The sequence below is a fragment of the Thiohalobacter sp. COW1 genome (genome assembly GCF_016629505.1).
In the GTDB taxonomy this organism is placed as follows: domain Bacteria; phylum Pseudomonadota; class Gammaproteobacteria; order Thiohalobacterales; family Thiohalobacteraceae; genus Thiohalobacter; species Thiohalobacter thiocyanaticus_A.
The window spans coordinates 1-16,543 of record NZ_AP024239.1; the positions used below are offsets into that span (position 1 = coordinate 1).

12 protein-coding genes are annotated in these 16,543 nt (G+C 67.8%); 5 read left to right on the forward strand and 7 right to left on the reverse strand.

All coding sequences use genetic code 11. The annotated features are described in order from the left end of the window. Positions 1–105 precede the first annotated feature (105 nt). The 4 genes from lon to mobA all read right to left on the reverse strand — a co-directional run bounded on the left by lon (position 106) and on the right by mobA (position 5,313). Entirely contained in the window at positions 106–2,511 is a 2,406-nt protein-coding gene (gene lon / locus COW1_RS00005; protein WP_201344969.1) for an endopeptidase La, read from the reverse strand. Positions 2,512–2,788: 277 nt separating this feature from the next. Then, complete coding sequence (glp, locus tag COW1_RS00010; protein WP_201344971.1) at positions 2,789–4,045, reverse strand: gephyrin-like molybdotransferase Glp; 1,257 nt, start codon at positions 4,043–4,045, stop codon at positions 2,789–2,791. A 10-nt stretch (positions 4,046–4,055) separates the two neighbouring features. Next, a complete protein-coding gene (gene mobB / locus COW1_RS00015; protein WP_096366874.1) occupies positions 4,056–4,577 on the reverse strand; it encodes a molybdopterin-guanine dinucleotide biosynthesis protein MobB in 522 nt (173 codons plus the stop codon). A gap of 133 nt (positions 4,578–4,710) precedes the next feature. Next, positions 4,711–5,313: a molybdenum cofactor guanylyltransferase MobA gene (gene mobA, locus COW1_RS00020; RefSeq protein ID WP_201344973.1), complete on the reverse strand. Its 603-nt coding sequence runs from the start codon at positions 5,311–5,313 to the stop codon at positions 4,711–4,713. Between the two features lie 124 nt (positions 5,314–5,437). On the opposite strand from mobA, the gene COW1_RS00025 reads away from it, so the two are divergent. The 3 genes from COW1_RS00025 (at position 5,438) to COW1_RS00035 (ending at position 7,266) form a co-directional block, all read left to right on the forward strand. Continuing rightward, a complete protein-coding gene (locus tag COW1_RS00025; RefSeq protein WP_201344974.1) occupies positions 5,438–6,118 on the forward strand; it encodes an SIMPL domain-containing protein in 681 nt (226 codons plus the stop codon). A 105-nt stretch (positions 6,119–6,223) separates the two neighbouring features. Then, on the forward strand, positions 6,224–6,784 hold the full coding sequence (gene hpf / locus COW1_RS00030) for a ribosome hibernation-promoting factor, HPF/YfiA family (RefSeq protein WP_096366871.1): 561 nt from the start codon (positions 6,224–6,226) through the stop codon (positions 6,782–6,784). A 5-nt stretch (positions 6,785–6,789) separates the two neighbouring features. After that, on the forward strand, positions 6,790–7,266 hold the full coding sequence (locus COW1_RS00035) for an aminoacyl-tRNA deacylase (protein ID WP_201344975.1): 477 nt from the start codon (positions 6,790–6,792) through the stop codon (positions 7,264–7,266). Between the two features lie 7 nt (positions 7,267–7,273). On the opposite strand, the gene COW1_RS00040 is transcribed toward COW1_RS00035, so the two are convergent. Beyond that, entirely contained in the window at positions 7,274–10,081 is a 2,808-nt protein-coding gene (locus COW1_RS00040; protein ID WP_096366869.1) for a 1-acylglycerol-3-phosphate O-acyltransferase, read from the reverse strand. A 75-nt stretch (positions 10,082–10,156) separates the two neighbouring features. On the opposite strand from COW1_RS00040, the gene xerD reads away from it, so the two are divergent. Continuing rightward, the gene (gene xerD, locus COW1_RS00045) at positions 10,157–11,050 is read left to right on the forward strand and encodes a site-specific tyrosine recombinase XerD (RefSeq protein WP_304941096.1); all 894 of its coding nucleotides are present in this window, start codon (positions 10,157–10,159) and stop codon (positions 11,048–11,050) included. A 127-nt stretch (positions 11,051–11,177) separates the two neighbouring features. Next, positions 11,178–11,891: a DsbC family protein gene (locus COW1_RS00050; protein ID WP_242466459.1), complete on the forward strand. Its 714-nt coding sequence runs from the start codon at positions 11,178–11,180 to the stop codon at positions 11,889–11,891. Between the two features lie 223 nt (positions 11,892–12,114). Here the strand turns inward: COW1_RS00050 and COW1_RS00055 are convergent, their stop codons facing one another. Next, on the reverse strand, positions 12,115–12,978 hold the full coding sequence (locus COW1_RS00055) for a tetratricopeptide repeat protein (protein ID WP_201344976.1): 864 nt from the start codon (positions 12,976–12,978) through the stop codon (positions 12,115–12,117). A 151-nt stretch (positions 12,979–13,129) separates the two neighbouring features. Further along, positions 13,130–16,537, reverse strand: coding sequence for an exodeoxyribonuclease V subunit beta (locus COW1_RS00060; protein ID WP_201344977.1), 3,408 nt, complete (start codon positions 16,535–16,537; stop codon positions 13,130–13,132). Between the last annotated feature and the right edge of the window lie 6 nt (positions 16,538–16,543).

Sequence of the window (16,543 nt, forward strand, 5' to 3'; positions counted from 1 at the left end):
GATGACGTAAGATCTGTCAGGCATTCAGCAGGTTTGATTTTTTCGATATTTCTCAGTGCCTCTGCGCCTCCGCGTCCTCTGCGTTCCCACCCCCTGTAGTAATATTCATTCCGGAAACACCAGCCTAACCACATCCTGATAACGTGCGGCGAAATGCGCCGTCATCTTCTCGGTGATGTGCCCGGGCAGTTCCTCGTAGTCGCGCCGGTTGGCCTCGGGCAGGATCACCTCGAATACCCGGTTGCGCCGCGCGGCGATCACCTTCTCGCGAATGCCACCGACCGGCAGTACCCGCCCGGTCAGGGTCAGCTCGCCGGTCATGGCCACCGGCCGTTTGATGCGCTGGCCGCGGGCCAGGGACAGCAGGGCGGTGGCCATGGTGATGCCGGCTGAGGGCCCGTCCTTGGGGGTGGCGCCCTCGGGCACGTGCAGGTGGACGAAGGCCTCGTCGAAGAAGTCCCGACGGCCGCCGAATTCCTGCAGGTGACTGGCGACGTAGCTGTAGGCGATGTCGGCGGACTCGCGCATGACCTCGCCCAGCTGGCCGGTGAGCTTGAAGCCGCGGTTCCTGCTGTGCACCAGGGTGGCCTCGATGTTGAGCGTGGCGCCGCCCAGGGCGGTCCAGGCCAGGCCGGTGACGATGCCCACGCCGGCAAAGGGCCGTTCGCGGGCGAACACCGGCTTGCCCAGCAACGCCTCCACCTGCTGCGTGCCGATGCGCACCGGCTTCGCCCTCGATTTTCGCTTCACGAACTGCACTGCAGTCTTGCGGATCAGCTTGCGCAGCTGTTTCTCCAGGTTGCGCACCCCGGCCTCGCGGGCATAGCCCTCGATGACGCGGCGGATGGCCGCGTCGGTGATCCGCAGTCGGGTGCGCGGGATGCCGGCCTTGTCCAGCTGCCGCGGCCACAGGTGGTGCTTCGCGATCAGCACCTTCTCTTCGGTGATGTAGCCCGACAGCCGGATCACCTCCATGCGGTCGAGCAGCGGGGAGGGGATGGTGTCGAGCTGATTCGCGGTGCAGATGAACAGGGTCTTCGACAGATCCAGCCGTACGTCCAGGTAGTGATCCAGGAACTCGCTGTTCTGTTCCGGATCCAGCACCTCCAGCAGGGCCGAGGCCGGATCGCCGTGGAAGGAGGCGCCGATCTTGTCGATCTCGTCCAGCATGATGACCGGGTTGGCCACGCCGGCCTCCTTCAGCGCCTGGGCGAACTTGCCCGGCATGGCACCGATGTAGGTGCGGCGGTGGCCCTTGATCTCGGCCTCGTCGCGCATCCCGCCCAGGCTGAAGCGGTAGAAGCGCCGACCCAGAGCATCGGCCACCGAGCGGCCGATGGAGGTCTTGCCCACGCCGGGCGGCCCGACCAGCAGCAGGATGGAGCCGGCCACCTCGCCCTTGAGGTTGCCGACGGCGAGAAACTCGATGATGCGGTCCTTGACGTCTTCCAGCCCGTCATGGTCACGCGCCAGGATGTCCCGGGCATGGTCCAGGTCGAGGTTGTCCTCGGAGTAGCGGCCCCAGGGCATGCTCGTCATCCAGTCGAGGTAGTTGCGGGTGACGGCGTATTCGGGCGAGCCGGATTCCAGTACCGAGAACTTCTGCAGTTCGTCGTCGATGCGCCGCTGCACCGCCTCCGGCATCGCCAGGTTCTCCAGCCGCTGTTTGAAGCGTTCACTGTCGGCGGTCCGATCGTCCTTGGAGATGCCGAGTTCCTTCTGGATCGCCTTGAGCTGCTCGCGCAGGAAGAACTTGCGCTGCTGCTCGCTCAACTTCTCCTCGACCTGCTCGCGGATCTCGACCTGCAGCCGGGCGACCTCCAGTTCCTTCTTGATCAGGACCAGGACCTTCTTCATCCGTTCCAGCACATGCGTGGTCTCGAGTACCTCCTGCAGTTCGTCGCGCGAGGCCGTGGTCAGACTGGCGGCGAAGTCGGTCAGCGCCGAGGGCTCGTTGGGATTGAAGCGGTTGAGGAAGAACTTGAGTTCCTCGCTGTAGAGCGGATTGAGCGGCACCAGTTCCTTGAGGGTGTTGATGATGGCAATGCCGTAGGCCTTGAGCTGCTCCTCCTCATCGAGCACGTCGTCGGGGAATTCCACCCGCACCAGGTAGGGCGGCTGCTTCGATATCCAGTCCAGGATGCGGAAGCGCTGCAGGCCCTCGGCGATGAACTGGAGCTTGCCCGAATTGCGCATGGGATGATGCATGCGCACGGCGGTGCCGATGAGGCGGAAATCCTCGGGCTGCGCCTGGTCGGCGTCGCGGGTATCGACCACCACCAGCCCGGCCAGCTGATGGGCGGTATCGCCGATGGCCTTGATGGTGTCCACCCAGGGCGTGTCGTTCATCAGTACCGGCACGCTCTGGGCCGGAAAGAAGGGCCGTTCGGTCAGCGGCAGCAGGTGCAGGGTGTTGGGCATGACCTCGCCCGGCAGCACCAGATCCGAGCCCGGTTCCGGGGGCGGCTGCGAGGTGATGATGCGTTCGGCGTCGTCGGAGGGGCTTGTCATTGGTTGTTCCCGTCGTCGATGATAGATCGCAAACATGGGACGGAATGCGGGCTGTTTCAACCCGATCATTGCATGATTGCGGTTGCCCTGCCCATTGTCGTCATCCCGGCCTGCGCCGGAATGACGGGAAAACATAGTCTTGTAGGTCGGGTTAGCGCAGCCTAACCCGACAGCAGGGCGGTCCGGGTGTCGGATTACGCCCTTCGGGCTAATCCGACCTACGGGTTTGGCGATGGATTCATGATTGTTCCGTGTGCTTCCGTGGCCGTAAACAGCCTTATACCAACCCGGCAAAGGGCTGGATCTGCACCATCGCGCCGGCCTCGGCGCCGCCCGATTCGGCCGGTAGAATGATGAAGCAGTTGGCCCGGCTCATGGACGTCATCAGGTGCGAGCCCTGGCCGCCGGTGGGGCGGACATGCAACTCACCGTTGGCGGTCGCCTCCATGAAGCCGCGCTGGAACTCCAGCCGGCCGGGGCTTTTCTTCAGCGGTACGGCGACGCGTGCCTGCAGCAGCGGCGGCGGGTTCGGGGTGGTGCCCATCATCTTCTCCAGCGCCGGCTGGGTGAACTGGTAGAAGGTGGCCATGACCGAGACCGGGTTGCCGGGCAGGCCGAAGAAGCGCGCCGCGCCCAGGCGGCCGATGGCCAGCGGTTTGCCGGGCTTCATGGCGATGCGCCAGAAGTCGATCTCGCCCATGGCCTCCAGGGTCTCCTTGACGTAGTCGGCCTCGCCCACCGAGACCCCGCCGGAGGTGATGACTGCGTCGGCCTGGGCGGCGGCGTCGGCGAAGGCCATGCGCACCGCATCGCGGCTGTCGGGTATCACGCCCAGATCGATCACCTCCGCGCCCAGCCGGGTCAGCATGGCGTGCAGGGTGTAGCGGTTGCTGTCGTAGATCCGGCCCGGTCCCAGCGGCTGGCCCAGCCCGACCAGTTCGTCGCCGGTGGAGAAGAAGGCCACCCGCAGCCGGCGCCGGACCCGCACTTCGGCCTGGCCCAGCGAGGCGATCACGCCCAGCTGCGGCGGCAGCAGCCGGATGCCGGCCTCCAGCACCGTCTCGCCGGCACGGATGTCCTCGCCGGCGTGGCGGACATTGGCACCGGCCTTCTGCCCCGGACCGATGCGCACGCGCCTGCCGTCGACTTCGACCTGCTCCTGCATGATCACGGTGTCGGCCCCCTCGGGTATCACCGCCCCGGTCATGATGCGCACGGCCTGGCCCGGGCCTACGCTACCATCGAAGGGGGTGCCGGCCATGGCCTGGCCGATCAACTCGAATGCGCAGGCAGTGTCGGCAGCGAGGTCGGCGCCGCGCACGGCATAGCCGTCCATGGCCGAATTGGCGAAGGCAGGCACGTCAATGCCGGCGCGCACCGGCTCGGCCAGGATGCGGCCGAGGGCGCTGCGCAGCGGCAGCATCTCGTCACCCTCGATGGGCGCGACGGCGTCGAGGATGCGGCTCCGGGCCTCGGCGACCGGCAGCAGTTTCTGTTCGGGGGCGGCACAGGGGTCCTGGTTACTGGCTGTCATGGCGAATCCATCAGGTTGAACGGACGTAGTCGAGAATGAAGGCAGTGATGGCCGGGATGTCGTTGATGTCCAGCTGCGGCAGTGTCGTGTCCACCACGGCATCGCTCAGCACGGCCATGATCGAGTCGTCGTCGGGATAAAGCAAGGGTTTGCCGGTGGCCGCGCGATGCAGTTCCAGCTTGGGAAAGCGTTCATGGCGAAAGCCCTCGACCAGGATCAGGTCCAGTGCGTCGCGGTCCAGCTGCCCGATGAGTTGGGTGAGGTCGGCCTCGTCCTGTTCCGGGGTTTCCGTCATCAGCGCCCAGCGCCGGCGGGAGGCGATCAGCAGCTGGCCGGCACCGGCCTGGCGCAGCCGGTGGCTGTCCTTGCCGGGGTGGTCGATATCGAAGTCATGGTGGGCGTGCTTGATCAGACCGATGCGCAAGCCCTGTGCGCGCAGCCGTGGCAGCAACTGTTCCAGCAGGGTGGTCTTGCCGGTGCCGCTCCAGGCGGCGAAGCCCAGCACCGGCGGTCGGTTGAACAACTCTTGCATCACTGCAACCCCTTGATGGCCACGCAATCCACGAAACCCACTAAAGGGGTTATTGCTTGCATTGCCATGGCGCTATGCGCCTGGCAATGCATACACAAGGCATTTTTGTGGTTTTCGTGGATTGCGTGGCCATTCACAGCATAGCCTCGATGCGCCGCAGATCCTCCGGCGTGTTGACGTTGGCGAACCAGTCCGGGTGGTCGCTGCAGTCCACGATCACCGGCGTCAGCGACTGCAGCCAGAGCTGGGTCTTGCGCTCGCCTGCGTCCAGGAACCGGCGCAGCGACGGCGCCACTTCGCGTTTGAGCAGGCAGAAGGTCGGCTGCAGCCGTTCGCTGTCGCGGGCCAGGCAGGCGATGCCGCCCTGACTGTCCTGGGCGGCGACGAGCCGGTCAAACAGTGCCGGCGATGCCAGCGGGGTATCGCAGGGCATGACCAGCAGGCGCTCTGTTTCCAGCTGTTCCAGCGCAGTCAGGATGCCAGCCAGCGGGCCGGGGTAATCGACCAGCGCGTCGGCCAGTACCGGCCAGCCGCGGCGGGCGTAGTCGGCCCGGTGGCGGTTGGCGCTGATCAGGATGCGCGGTGTGAACTGGCGCAGGACGGCGATGGCGTAATCGACCAGGGCGTGGCCGCCCACCTCGATCAACCCCTTGTCCCGCCCGCCCAGCCGGGTGGCCCGGCCGCCGGCCAGAATCAGGCCGGTGAGATCATGACACACAGTGGCGGTGGCGGACATGGTTGAGGACAGGGCAGCTGGTACGGTTGCATCAAGGGGATTCTAGCACTGTGCGCTGTTTCATTTCCGCGGGCGGACGGGGGTAGAATCCCACGCATCCATTCATCGCTTCCGGAGACCTTCCATGACGCCTTTGCTTCGCGGGTTCCCCCTCCTGTTCGCCGCCCTGGCCCTGCCGCTTGCCGCTGCCGAGGACGACCACTACAACCGCATCCGCTTCCAGGTGGAGGTGAACGAACGCGTCGCCAACGACCGCATGCAGGCAGTACTGGCCGCCGAAACCGAGGCGGCTTCGGCCGATGAGGTGGCCGACAGCATCAACCGGAGCATGCGCTGGGCGCTGGAGCAGAGTCGCGACATCGAAGGCGTCACGGTCAGTACCGGCAGCTACCGCATCACGCCCGTCTATCGCAAGGACCGGCCGGAACGCTGGCGCGGGCTGCAGGAACTGCGCCTGGAAGGCCGTGACTTCGCCGCGCTGGGGCAGCTGATCGGCACCCTGCAGCAGCGGCTGCAGATCAAGCACACCGGCTTTTTCATCGCCGCTGCCACCCGCGAGGCGGTCGAGACGCGCCTGATCGATCAGGCGATCGAGCGCTTTCAGCAGCGGGCCGGTCAGATCCGTCAGCGTTTCGGCGCTGAAACCTACCACCTGGTCGAGGCCAGTGTGAACGCCGCTGGCGGCGGCCAGCCGCAGCCGCTGCTGCGGATGCAGGCCATGGCCGAGGCGGCGGCGCCGCCGGCCCTGGAAGGCGGAGAGGGCGAGGTCACAGTCAGCGTCAGCGGGGTGATCGAACTGGAGTGAACAGGCCGGGGATTCGTCCCGGCCTTGATTTCGGTCATTACCCGTGGCGCGGGATCTGTACTAGATTCAAAGACAGGGAAGAACATCAGCGCCGGGGAGGTGCCCATGCAGATTCCGCTGGAACTCACTTTTCGCAATATGGATCCCTCGGATGCCGTGGAAGCGGCAGTTCGGGAAAAGGTCGACAAGCTGGAACAGTTCCACACCAGCATCACCAGTTGCCGGGTGGCGGTGGAGGCGCAGCACCGTCACCACCACAAGGGCAATACCTACCGGGTGCGGGTTGACCTGACCCTGCCCGGGCACGAGTTGGTGGCCAGCCGCGACCCCGGTCAGAATCACGCCCATGAGGACGTCTATGTCGCGCTCCGCGATGCCTTCAATGCCGCCCGGCGCCAGCTCGAGGCGCTGAACCACAAGCAAAAGCGCCACGTTAAGTATCACGAGGCGCCGCCGCACGGGCGCATCCGCCTACTGGACCGGGATCACGGCCGCATCGAGACCGCCGACGGCAGGGATATCTATTTTCATCGCAACAGCCTGGTCAATGGGGATTTCGATCAGCTCGAGCCGGGGGACGAGGTCCGCTTCGACGAGGAAATGGGCGACGACGGGCCGCAGGCGAGCAGCGTGCACGCCATCGGCAAGCATCATATCGTGGGGTAAGCCCGGTGGCCCTGGCGCAGACCCTGAAGGCGCACCTGGAGCGTCACGGTGTTGCCTGGCGCACGCTCCGGCATCCCGCCACCGCTTCCAGTCACGACACGGCAGCCGTCGTGCACGTCCCCGAGGACCACATCGCCAAGGCCGTGGTGGTGCGGGATGAGCGGGGCCCGGCCATGGTGGTGATCCCGGCCAGCCACTGGCTGCGCCTGGAAACCCTGAACGCAAAGCTCGACCGCGGCTTCGGCCTGGCGGACGAGTCCGGGTTGGACCGGTTGTTTCCGGATTGCGCCGCCGGCGCCATTCCACCGGTCGGTCCGGCCTACGGCCTGGAAACCTTCGTCGACGAAAACCTCGCCAGCCTGGCCCGGGTCTTCCTCGAGGCGGGCGATCATGAAGCGCTGATCGAGGTCAGCGGCGAGGATTTTCTCCGCCTGCAGGACGGGGCCCGCCGCGATTATTACAGTCACGACGGCACCACCTGAACCCTCGTCACATACCCGGGTCCCGGACCAGATCCGGTTCCGCGCACTGCGCCAGGATCACCGCCCGCGCCCGGTCGCGCAGCGCGATGACCGCGCTCCAGCCTTCGCCCGCGGACGCGAGCGGCTCGCCGGTATGGACTTCCACCCGGCCGCGGCGCGGGAACCAGCGGTCGCCGCGCAGGATCTGCCGGGTGCCGCGGATGGCCACCGGCAGCACCGGGGTGGCGGTGTCCACCGCGATCTGGAAGGCGCCCGGCTTGAAGGCGAGCAGGCCCGGGGCGGCGGTGAAGGTGCCCTCGGGGAAGAACACGATGCCGTTGCCCTGCTGCACCCGCCGTACCAGCCGTTCACTGGCGGCGATGCTCTCCCTGACGTCGTCCCGCTGCACGAACTCGTTGCCGAGCCTGCGCAGTACATGCCGCATCAGCGGAAAGCGGGCCAGTTCCTGCTTGGCGACGAAGTGCAGTGGGTGGTCGTAGGCGGCGGTCAGCACGATGGCATCCAGGTAGCTGGCATGGTTGGCGACCACCACCAGGGCGCGGTCGCGCACGAAGCGTTCCCGGTGCCTGACGTCCAGGCTGATGCCGGCCAGCCACAGGCCGGCCCGGGCCCCCCAGTGGGCGCTGCGCTGCGCCAGGCGTCGGCTCGGCAGGACCAGTACCAGCAGCCCGACCGCCAGGGCGCACAGGCCGAACAGGCTCCAGGCCCAGCCGGCATAGAGGAGGTCGACGCTGTGGTGGAGCAGGCGCCGCAGCCCGGTCATCGCGGCCCCGGCATATAACCTGGTTTTAAGCCGCCTTTCCACCTGTCCGGTCTCGCCGCCCTCGCCCAGTTTCCCCTGCTCGTAGAGGTGACGGCAGTCGCGGCGGCGGATCTTGCCGCTGGAGGTCTTGAGCACGCTGCGCGGCGGGGCCAGAACCACGTCGTCGACCGGCGTCTCCAGCAGGTCGATGCCGAGTTGGCGGATCTGTTCACGCAGTCGCTCTCGGGTGTCCGGGTCGCGCTCGCGGGTCTCGGCCAGCACCACCAGGCGTTCGGTATCCTCCTCCGCGGAGTTGGCGCCGAACACGGCCACCGAGCCCTTGCGGATGCCCTCCAGGTCGCCCACGGCCTGTTCCAGTTCATAGGGATAGAGGTTGCGTCCGGCGCGGATGATCACGTCCTTGGTGCGGCCGGTGATGAAGATCTCGGCATCGGCCAGGTAGCCGAAGTCGCCGGTGTTGCGCCAGTCGCCGCGGCACAGTCCGGCTGTGGCCTCGGGATTGCGGTAATAGCCGGCGCTGGCGGAGGGGCCGCGGAACTGGATCTGTCCCTGCACCCGCTCGGGCAGCGGCTGATCCTGCTCATCCACCACCCGGATGGCGTGGTCGGGCAGGGCCCGTCCGCCGCTGACCACGGCCAGGGCCTGTGGCTGGTCGGCGGCGACTGCGTCGGCGCGATTCGTGGTTGCCAGGCGTTCGCGGTCGATGTGATCGATGCGCGGGCCGCGCTCCAGCGGCGGGAAGGCGAGTCCCACGGCGTTCTCGGCCAGACCGTAGACCGGGGTCATGGCCTGACGCCGGAATCCGAGCGGTTCAAACCGTGTTATGAAATCCTCCAGGGTGCCGGCATGCACCGGCTCGGCACCGTTGAAGGCCAGCCGCCAGCTGGACAGGTCCAGGCCCTCGAGGTCGGCATCCTGCAGTCGCGAGGCGCACAGCTGGTAGGCGAAGTTGGGTGCGGCCGACAGGGTCCCGCCGTGACGGTCAATGAGTTGCAGCCAGCGGATCGGCCTGGCGATGAACGACAGGGGCGACATCAGCACCAGCGGGATGCCGTGATAGAGCGAACCCAGGCAGGCGCCGATCAGGCCCATGTCGTGATACAGCGGCAGCCAACTCACAAACACATCGTCGGCCGTGGCCGCGCTGGCCTCGCCCATGGCACGTACATTGGCCAGCAGGTTGGCGTGGCTGAGCATCACCCCCTTGGGGGTGCCGGTGCTGCCGGAGGTGTACTGCAGCAGGGCCAGGTCCGCGCCGCCGCCGGGCAGGAAATGTTCGGGCGCGGCCGCGCGGTAGTGCTCGGGCGTATGCACCGCCTGCAGGGATTCAACCTGCTGCTGCAGCCGCTCGGCGAAGGGCGCGACCTGGTCATCGGTGATCAGCAGCCGGGCGCCGGCGTTGGTCAGGATACTGACCTGGCGCTGCATGAACTCCAGGATGCGGGCGCGGCTGGCCGGCGGGTACAGCGGCACCGGCACGGCCCCGGCCAGCAGGACGGCGTAGAAGCATTCGAAGAAGTCGACGCCCGAGGGCAGCATCAGGGCGACGCGGTCGCCCGGCTCCACCGGGATGCGGCGCAGGTGGCCGGCGACCTGCCGGGCGCGGCTGAACAGCCGGGTGTAGCTCAGGTGCGTGACCTGGTCTTCACTGGCGTAGAAACTGAGATGGGTGCGCTCGCCGTGGTGTTCGGCGTGATGGGCCAGCACCGCGCCCAGGCTGTCCGCGCTCACCGGCAGCGATGCGATGCGCACCTCGCGGTTGGCCGTGGCAGCGGGCGCGGCGGCCGCTGCCGGCGGCGGTGTGCGGCCCAGCAGTTCCAGCCACTGCCGCGGGGTTTCCAGTGGCAGGGCGCGGTCCTGATCGATGGGCAGTTTCAGGTCGCGCTCGATCCGCAGCAGCAACTCCAGCCGGCCCAGACTGTCCAGTCCCAGCGTATCCAGCGAACTGTCCCAGTCCACCCGCGGCGGCCGGCGGCCGGGCTGGGTTTCCTCGACCAGCTGCTGGACCAGGGCCAGGAAGCGTCTGGCGATGTCGGTGTCGGACTCGGTCATGGGTACGGACAATGGACAGGTTTACGGCCACGATGCCATAGTAACCGGGTGATTTCACCGGATACCCTCCCAGCGCTGCCGGAATCCGATCGTCAGGAGATCGAGGGCTTTCTCGACCGCCTGTGGATGGAGGCGGGCCTGAGCGAGCATACCCTTGCCGCCTACCGCAGCGACCTGAGCCAGTTTGCCCGCTGGCTGGCCGGACGCGGCTGCAGCCTGCGGCAGGCCGGCCAGGCCGACCTGCTGGCCTACCTGGCCCACCGCGCCGGCAATTCCAAGGCGCGCAGCGCCGCTCGCGGCCTGTCCAGCCTGCGCCGCTTCTACCGCTTCCAAGTGCGCGAGGGTCGGCGCCGGGACGATCCCACTGCGCGCATCGACTCGCCCAAGCTGGGCCGGCCCCTGCCCAAGGCGCTGACCGAGGCCGAGGTGGAGGCCCTGCTGGATGCACCGGACACCCGCACTGCCCTGGGGCTGCGCGACCGCACCCTGCTGGAACTGGTCTATGCCTGCGGCCTGCGGGTGAGCGAACTGGTTGCGCTCACGCTGCCGCAACTCAACCTGCGCCAGGGGGTGGTGCGGGTCACCGGCAAGGGCAACAAGGAACGGCTGGTGCCGCTGGGCGAGGAGGCCGCCGGCTGGGTCGAGCGTTATCTCGGGCAGTCGCGGCCGGCACTGCTGCGCGGCCGGGTCAGCGATTACCTGTTTCCCGGCCGCGGTGGTGCGCCCCTGACCCGCCAGGCCTGCTGGCACCGGATCAAGCGTTATGCCCTTGCGGCCGGCATCCGCAGTCCCATCTCGCCCCACACCCTGCGCCACGCCTTCGCCACCCATCTGCTCAATCACGGTGCCGACCTGCGCGTGGTGCAGCTGCTGCTGGGCCACAGCGACCTGTCCACCACCCAGATCTACACCCACGTGGCCCGGGCCCGGCTGCAGCAGTTGCATGGCGAGCATCACCCGCGCGGCTGATCGCGGTGTGCGGTTGAAATGTGTAAACTTTCCGTCCCATCCGGCGTCTATACTGGCGAACCCACTGGGCAGACGCCTTTCCCGACCATTGCAGAGATTGTGATTTATGTCTGATTTGAAACGAATTGTGGCCGGACTCACGGCCCTGCTGGCGAGTCTTGTCAGCGTACCCGCACTGGCGCTGGAACTGCCGGAGAAGGTCAGCCAGGCGCTGGAGGACTTCCAGCCCGGGCGCAGTCCGGACGCGGTCAGGGAGGGGCCGATCGCGGGCCTGTACGAGGTCGCCTATGGGGCGCAGATCTTCTATGTCAGCGCCGATGGTCGCTTCCTGTTGCAGGGCGCCTTTCTCAATACCGAGACCGGCGAGAACGTGACCGAACAGCGCCGGGGCGAACTGATCCAGGCCGAACTGCAGCGCATCGGCGAGGAGCGGATGGTGATCTTCGCCGCCGACAAGCCCGAGCACACCGTGACCGTGTTCACCGACATCGACTGCGGCTACTGTCGCAAACTGCACCAGGAGGTCGATGAGCTCAATGCGCGCGGCATCACGGTGCGCTACCTGTTCTTCCCCCGCAGTGGTCCCGGCACGCCGTCCTGGCGCAAGGCCATCTCGGTCTGGTGCGCCGATGACCGTCAGCAGGCCCTGACCGACGCCAAGAACGACAGGCCCGTGGCGACCGCGCACTGCGACAACCCGGTCGACGCACACATGGAACTGGTGCGTGGTTTCGGCCTGCGCGGCACTCCCGCCATCGTCATGGAGGACGGCAGCATCATCCCCGGCTATGTGCCGGCGGAGAAGCTGGCCGCCGCGCTGGACGGCAAACCCTTGCGATGATGTAGACGCAAGAGACAAGGTGCAAGGATCAAGGATCAAAGGGGTTTGACTTGAATGGCACTTAGTTGGCCGTCATTGCGAGCGCAGCGTGGCAATCTCATACTGCAGAATCAATTGATTGGGGATTGCCACGTCACTTCGTTCCTCGCAATGACGGGTGTTATGTGGCTTAACTAAGCGCCATTCGGGTTTGACTTGTATCTTGTATCCTGAATCTTGTATTTCATAACAGGTAATTGGACATCTGCCGCCGGTAGCGGCTGACCAGTTCGCCCTGGTTGCCGAGGATCTCGAAGATGTCGATCAGGCCGCGCCGGGCGATGCCCTCGTTGTAGTTCTTGTCCCGCTTGAGGATCTCCAGGTATTGCTGCATGGCGGCCTCGTAGTCGCCGGCCAGGGCGTGGCGGGCGGCCAGCTGTTCGCGCGCCTGCAGGTTGGCGCCGTCGTCGGCGACCTGCTGTTCGAGCGCTGAGGTATCCGGCGCATCCTCCGCCGCCCGTGCCAGTTCCAGCTGCGCGAACAGGCGCTTGGTCTCGTCCTCTTCCTGGATTGCCAGCGGCAGGCAGGCCAGGGCCTTGCGCGCCTCCTCCAGCCGGCCGATGCGCATGGCGATGCGGGCGATGTCGAGCTGGACGCGGCTGTTGTCGGGGTCGTCGGCGGCGGCGATCTGCAGCATGCCCAGCGCCTCCTCGCCCTGGCCGGCCTCGGCCCTGGCCAGCGCCTGCTCGCGCACCGCGTCGGAGGGGCGCGGCAGGTAGCGGTCCAGCAGCGCGCGCAGTGCGGACTCGGGCTGGGCGCCGAGGATCTCCTCGACCACCTGGCCGTCGCGGAACAGTTTCATGGTCGGGATGCTGCGGGTCTGGAAATACTCGGCCAGTCCGCGCTCGGCCTCGGTGTCGACCTTGGCCAGCAGGAACCGGCCGGCGTATTCCTCGGCCAGCTGCAGCAGCACCGGCAGCTGCATCTGGCAGGGGCCGCACCACTCGGCCCAGAAATCGACCAGCACCGGGACCCGGCGGGAGTTCTCGATGACGACCTGTTCGAAGGTGTCGAGGGTGACATCCACTACGTTCGGATGGTCGCTCATGGGGGCTCCTTCAATACTCTTACTGAATCATTGCATGGATGCATGCAGGTCGGGTTAGCGAAGCGTAACCCGACAGAGATGCCGCGCCGTGAACGTCGGGTTACGCCCTTCGGGCTAACCCGACCTACGAGGTTCGCAGGATATGCAGGTATCAATCGATATCCAGCAGCACCAGTTCGCGCGAATGGGTGTAGAGGATACCGCATTCAATCGGCAGCTGCGGCCACAGGCGCCGCGCGCCGGCGGCATAGTAACGCATCTGGCCCTGGAAGGACGCGGCATGTTGCGCGGCCGGCGCGGTGCCCAGCCGATGGGTCTTGTAATCGATGAGCAGCAGCCGGTCGGCCCGGCGCACCAGCCGGTCGACGATGCCCTCGACCAGCACGCCGTTGTCCAGATAGTGCAGCGGCATCTCCTTCCAGGCCGTTTCATAGCGGGCCGGATCGAACAGGTCGGCCAGCCCGGGGTGGGCGAGCACGGCGCGGGCCTCGGCCAACCAGGCCTGCAGGTCGTCCTCCCCGGCATCCCGGCCCGCCCAGGCGGCCAGCCGCTGCAGGGCGATCCCTGCGGTGATCGGTGCCGGCGCGCTCAGCCATTCCAGCAGCAGGTGCACTGCCTGGCCGCGCAGGCGGCCGTCGGCATCGAACCCCTCGCTGTCGGCGATGGTCTCGTTGCCCCGGCTCGGCGCCAGTCGGTCGCGCGGCAGGGAGAGTTCCAGCGGTCGGGCCAGGCGCGGGTCCGGGGCCGGGGGTTCGGCCCCGGCCGGCGTTGCCACGCTTGCCGCCGCGGCCGGCGCCACGCCGGTTTCCAGCACCAGCGGCGTGTCGAGGGCTTCCGTCTCCGGTGCCAGCCCGGTGCGGATCAGGCCGTGCCAGCCGCTGCCGCTGCCGCGCGCCGGGGCGGTGCCGGAGACGATCAGCAGCTGCCGGGCCCGGGTCAGGGCCACGTACAGCAGGTTGGCGTCTTCGCGCGTCTCGGCCTGCTGCTGCGCCGCCTGCCAGTCGCGGCTGATGCGGTCGCGCCGCGCCTGGCCCGGGTTGAGCAGGAAATAACTGGGGCGCGCTTCGCTTGCCGGCCAGTCCACCAGCGCCTGCCAGGCGCTGCGGTCGCGTTCCGCCGCGGCGGCATCCAGCAGCAGTACCACCGGTGCCTCCAGGCCCTTGGCGCCGTGGATGGTGAGCATCCGCACCCGGTCGCCCGCCGCCGGCGGGGCGTCGTCCGGGGCCTCGTCGCTGCGTTCGCGCAGGCGGCTCAGCTGCTGCAGGAAGCGCGGCAGGCTGGGGTAGCGGCCGCTGTCGATTTCCAGCGCCAGTTCCAGGAACCGCTGCAGGTTGGCCAGTACCTGTGGGCGCAGCGCCGTGGGGGTGGCCGCGGCGTAGCGCGCCAGCACGTCCCCTTCGAAGAAGATCCGGTCCAGCAGGTCATGCACCGGCAGCCGTCCGACCCGTTCGCCCCAGCGCGGCAGGCAGTCGGCGGCCCGGCGCAGGGCTTCCGGCGTGGCCGGATCATCGGCCAGTGCACTCAGCCGGGCCATCCAGTCGCCCTGCTTCAGTCCGGCCAGGCGGACCAGATCGGCATCCGTGGCGGCAAACAGGGGCGAGCGCAGCACCTGGGCCAGGGCCAGGTTGTTGTGCGGCGCGATCAGGGTCTGCAGCAGCGCCTCCAGGTCGCGTGCCTCCAGGCTGTCGAGCAGGGCGCCGCGGGAGGTGCCCAGGCAGGGGATGCCGGCGTCGCGCAGGGCGCGCTCGTAGTCGGCGGCATGGGTGCGGCTGCGCAGCAGGATCAGGATGTCGCCGTAGCGCACGGGGCGGGCCCGGTCGCCTTCCTCCAGCAGACAGCCGCCGGCGATGAGCGTCTGGATGCGCTCGGCGGCCTGGCGGCCTTCGCGGTAGTAGCGCTCATCCAGCGGCAGTTCCCGCGGCTGGCGCAGCGGGTCGCGCAGGGTGGATGCGTCTGACGCGGGCTGTTCCTCCCCGTCTTCATCCACCGTCCCGGGCTGAATCAGGGGCAGTACCTCGACCCGGCCCCACAGGTCGGGATGGAAGGTGCCGTGCGGTTCGAAGTGCGGCATGCGGCTGCGCAGTTCGGGCTGGGCGAAGACCCGGTTCACGCAGTCGATGACGGCCGCGGCCGAGCGCCGCGAGTGCGTCAGGCTGTGGCGGCGGCTGGCGAGATGCTGTTCCAGCCACTGGCTGGCCGCGCCGAGCAGGCGCGAATCGGCGCGGCGGAAGCGGTAGATGGACTGCTTTTCGTCACCGACCAGGAACACGCTGCGCGGCCGCTCGCTGCCGGCGGCCAGTTCCTCCAGCAGCGGCAGCAGCAGGCGCCACTGGGTGGGGTTGGTGTCCTGGAACTCGTCGACCAGCAGGTGATCGATGCGGTTGTCCAGCTTGTACTGCACCCAGTGCGCCTGCTCGCTGCGGTTCAATAACTGATAGGCGTGCCATTCCAGGTCGCTGAAGTCCAGCTGGCGCTGGTTGCGTTTGATGGCCTGGAACTGTTCCAGCAGCCGGGCGCCGGCATGATACCAGGCGCGATTGAGTTGCCAGTTGGCACGGCGCTGGCGGGCGTCGAGCAGGTCGAGGAACTGCTCGCACAGCTGGGTATGCAGTTCCAGCAGCCGTTCCATGCCGTCAGCGCCGAGTTTGCTTTCCAGCGTCTTGCTGGCTTTGCGGCTGAGCGGTTCGCCTTTCTGCGTCAGCAGCGCCGGCCACAGGGCCTCGATGCGTGCCGGTGCCGGTGTGCCGGTGTTGAGGGCGGCAGCGATGGCCGCCGCCTGTTTCTTGTGGGTGGCGGTCGGATGCAGCAGTAGCAGGTCGCGGAACTGCTGCAGCCGCTGGCAGGTCAGGTCGTTGAAGAAGCTCCGTTCCGGGTCGCTGTCCGCATCGATATCGAGTTGTTCGCGCAGCCGCTCCCCGGCCCAGGCGGCCGGGTCGTCCCGGCCATCGGTGTAGGCCCACCAGTCGATGCGGTGGGCGAGGAAACTGCCCAGCGCCGTCTGCACGCTGCCCAGACCGCCGCAGCCGTCCATCAGCGTGTCCAGGGCCCGTCCGATGTCGCCCTCGGGCGCGGCGGTGGCCTCGGCATAGAGGGCATCCCAGGCGGCGTCGCGGGCGTCGCCCTCGGCCTCCAGCAGCTCGAAGCCCGGCGGCACCCCGGCCTCCAGCGGGAAGCGCTGCAGGATCTCCTGGCAGACCGAATGGAAGGTGGTGGCGCGCAGGTTGAAGTCGGCGCGCAGCAGGGTCTCATAGAGCCGGCGGGCCTGCCGGCGAAGTTCCGGTTCAGGCGCCACGCCCATCTGCGCCAGCAGCGGATCGAGGTCGGCGTCCGGCACCGTGGCCAGCAGACGCAGGCGTTCGGTGAGCCGCTCCAGCATCTCGGCGGCGGCCTTGCGGGTGAAGGTCACCGCCAGGATGCGGCCCGGCTCGGCCCCGTCCAGCAGCAGCCGTACCAGTCGGGTGACCAGCAGCCAGGTCTTGCCGGTGCCGGCCGAGGCATGGACGGTGGCGTTGGCCGCCGGCCGGGCCGCATCCAGGGAAGGGTTCGGGGGGGAGGTCATGGCGGC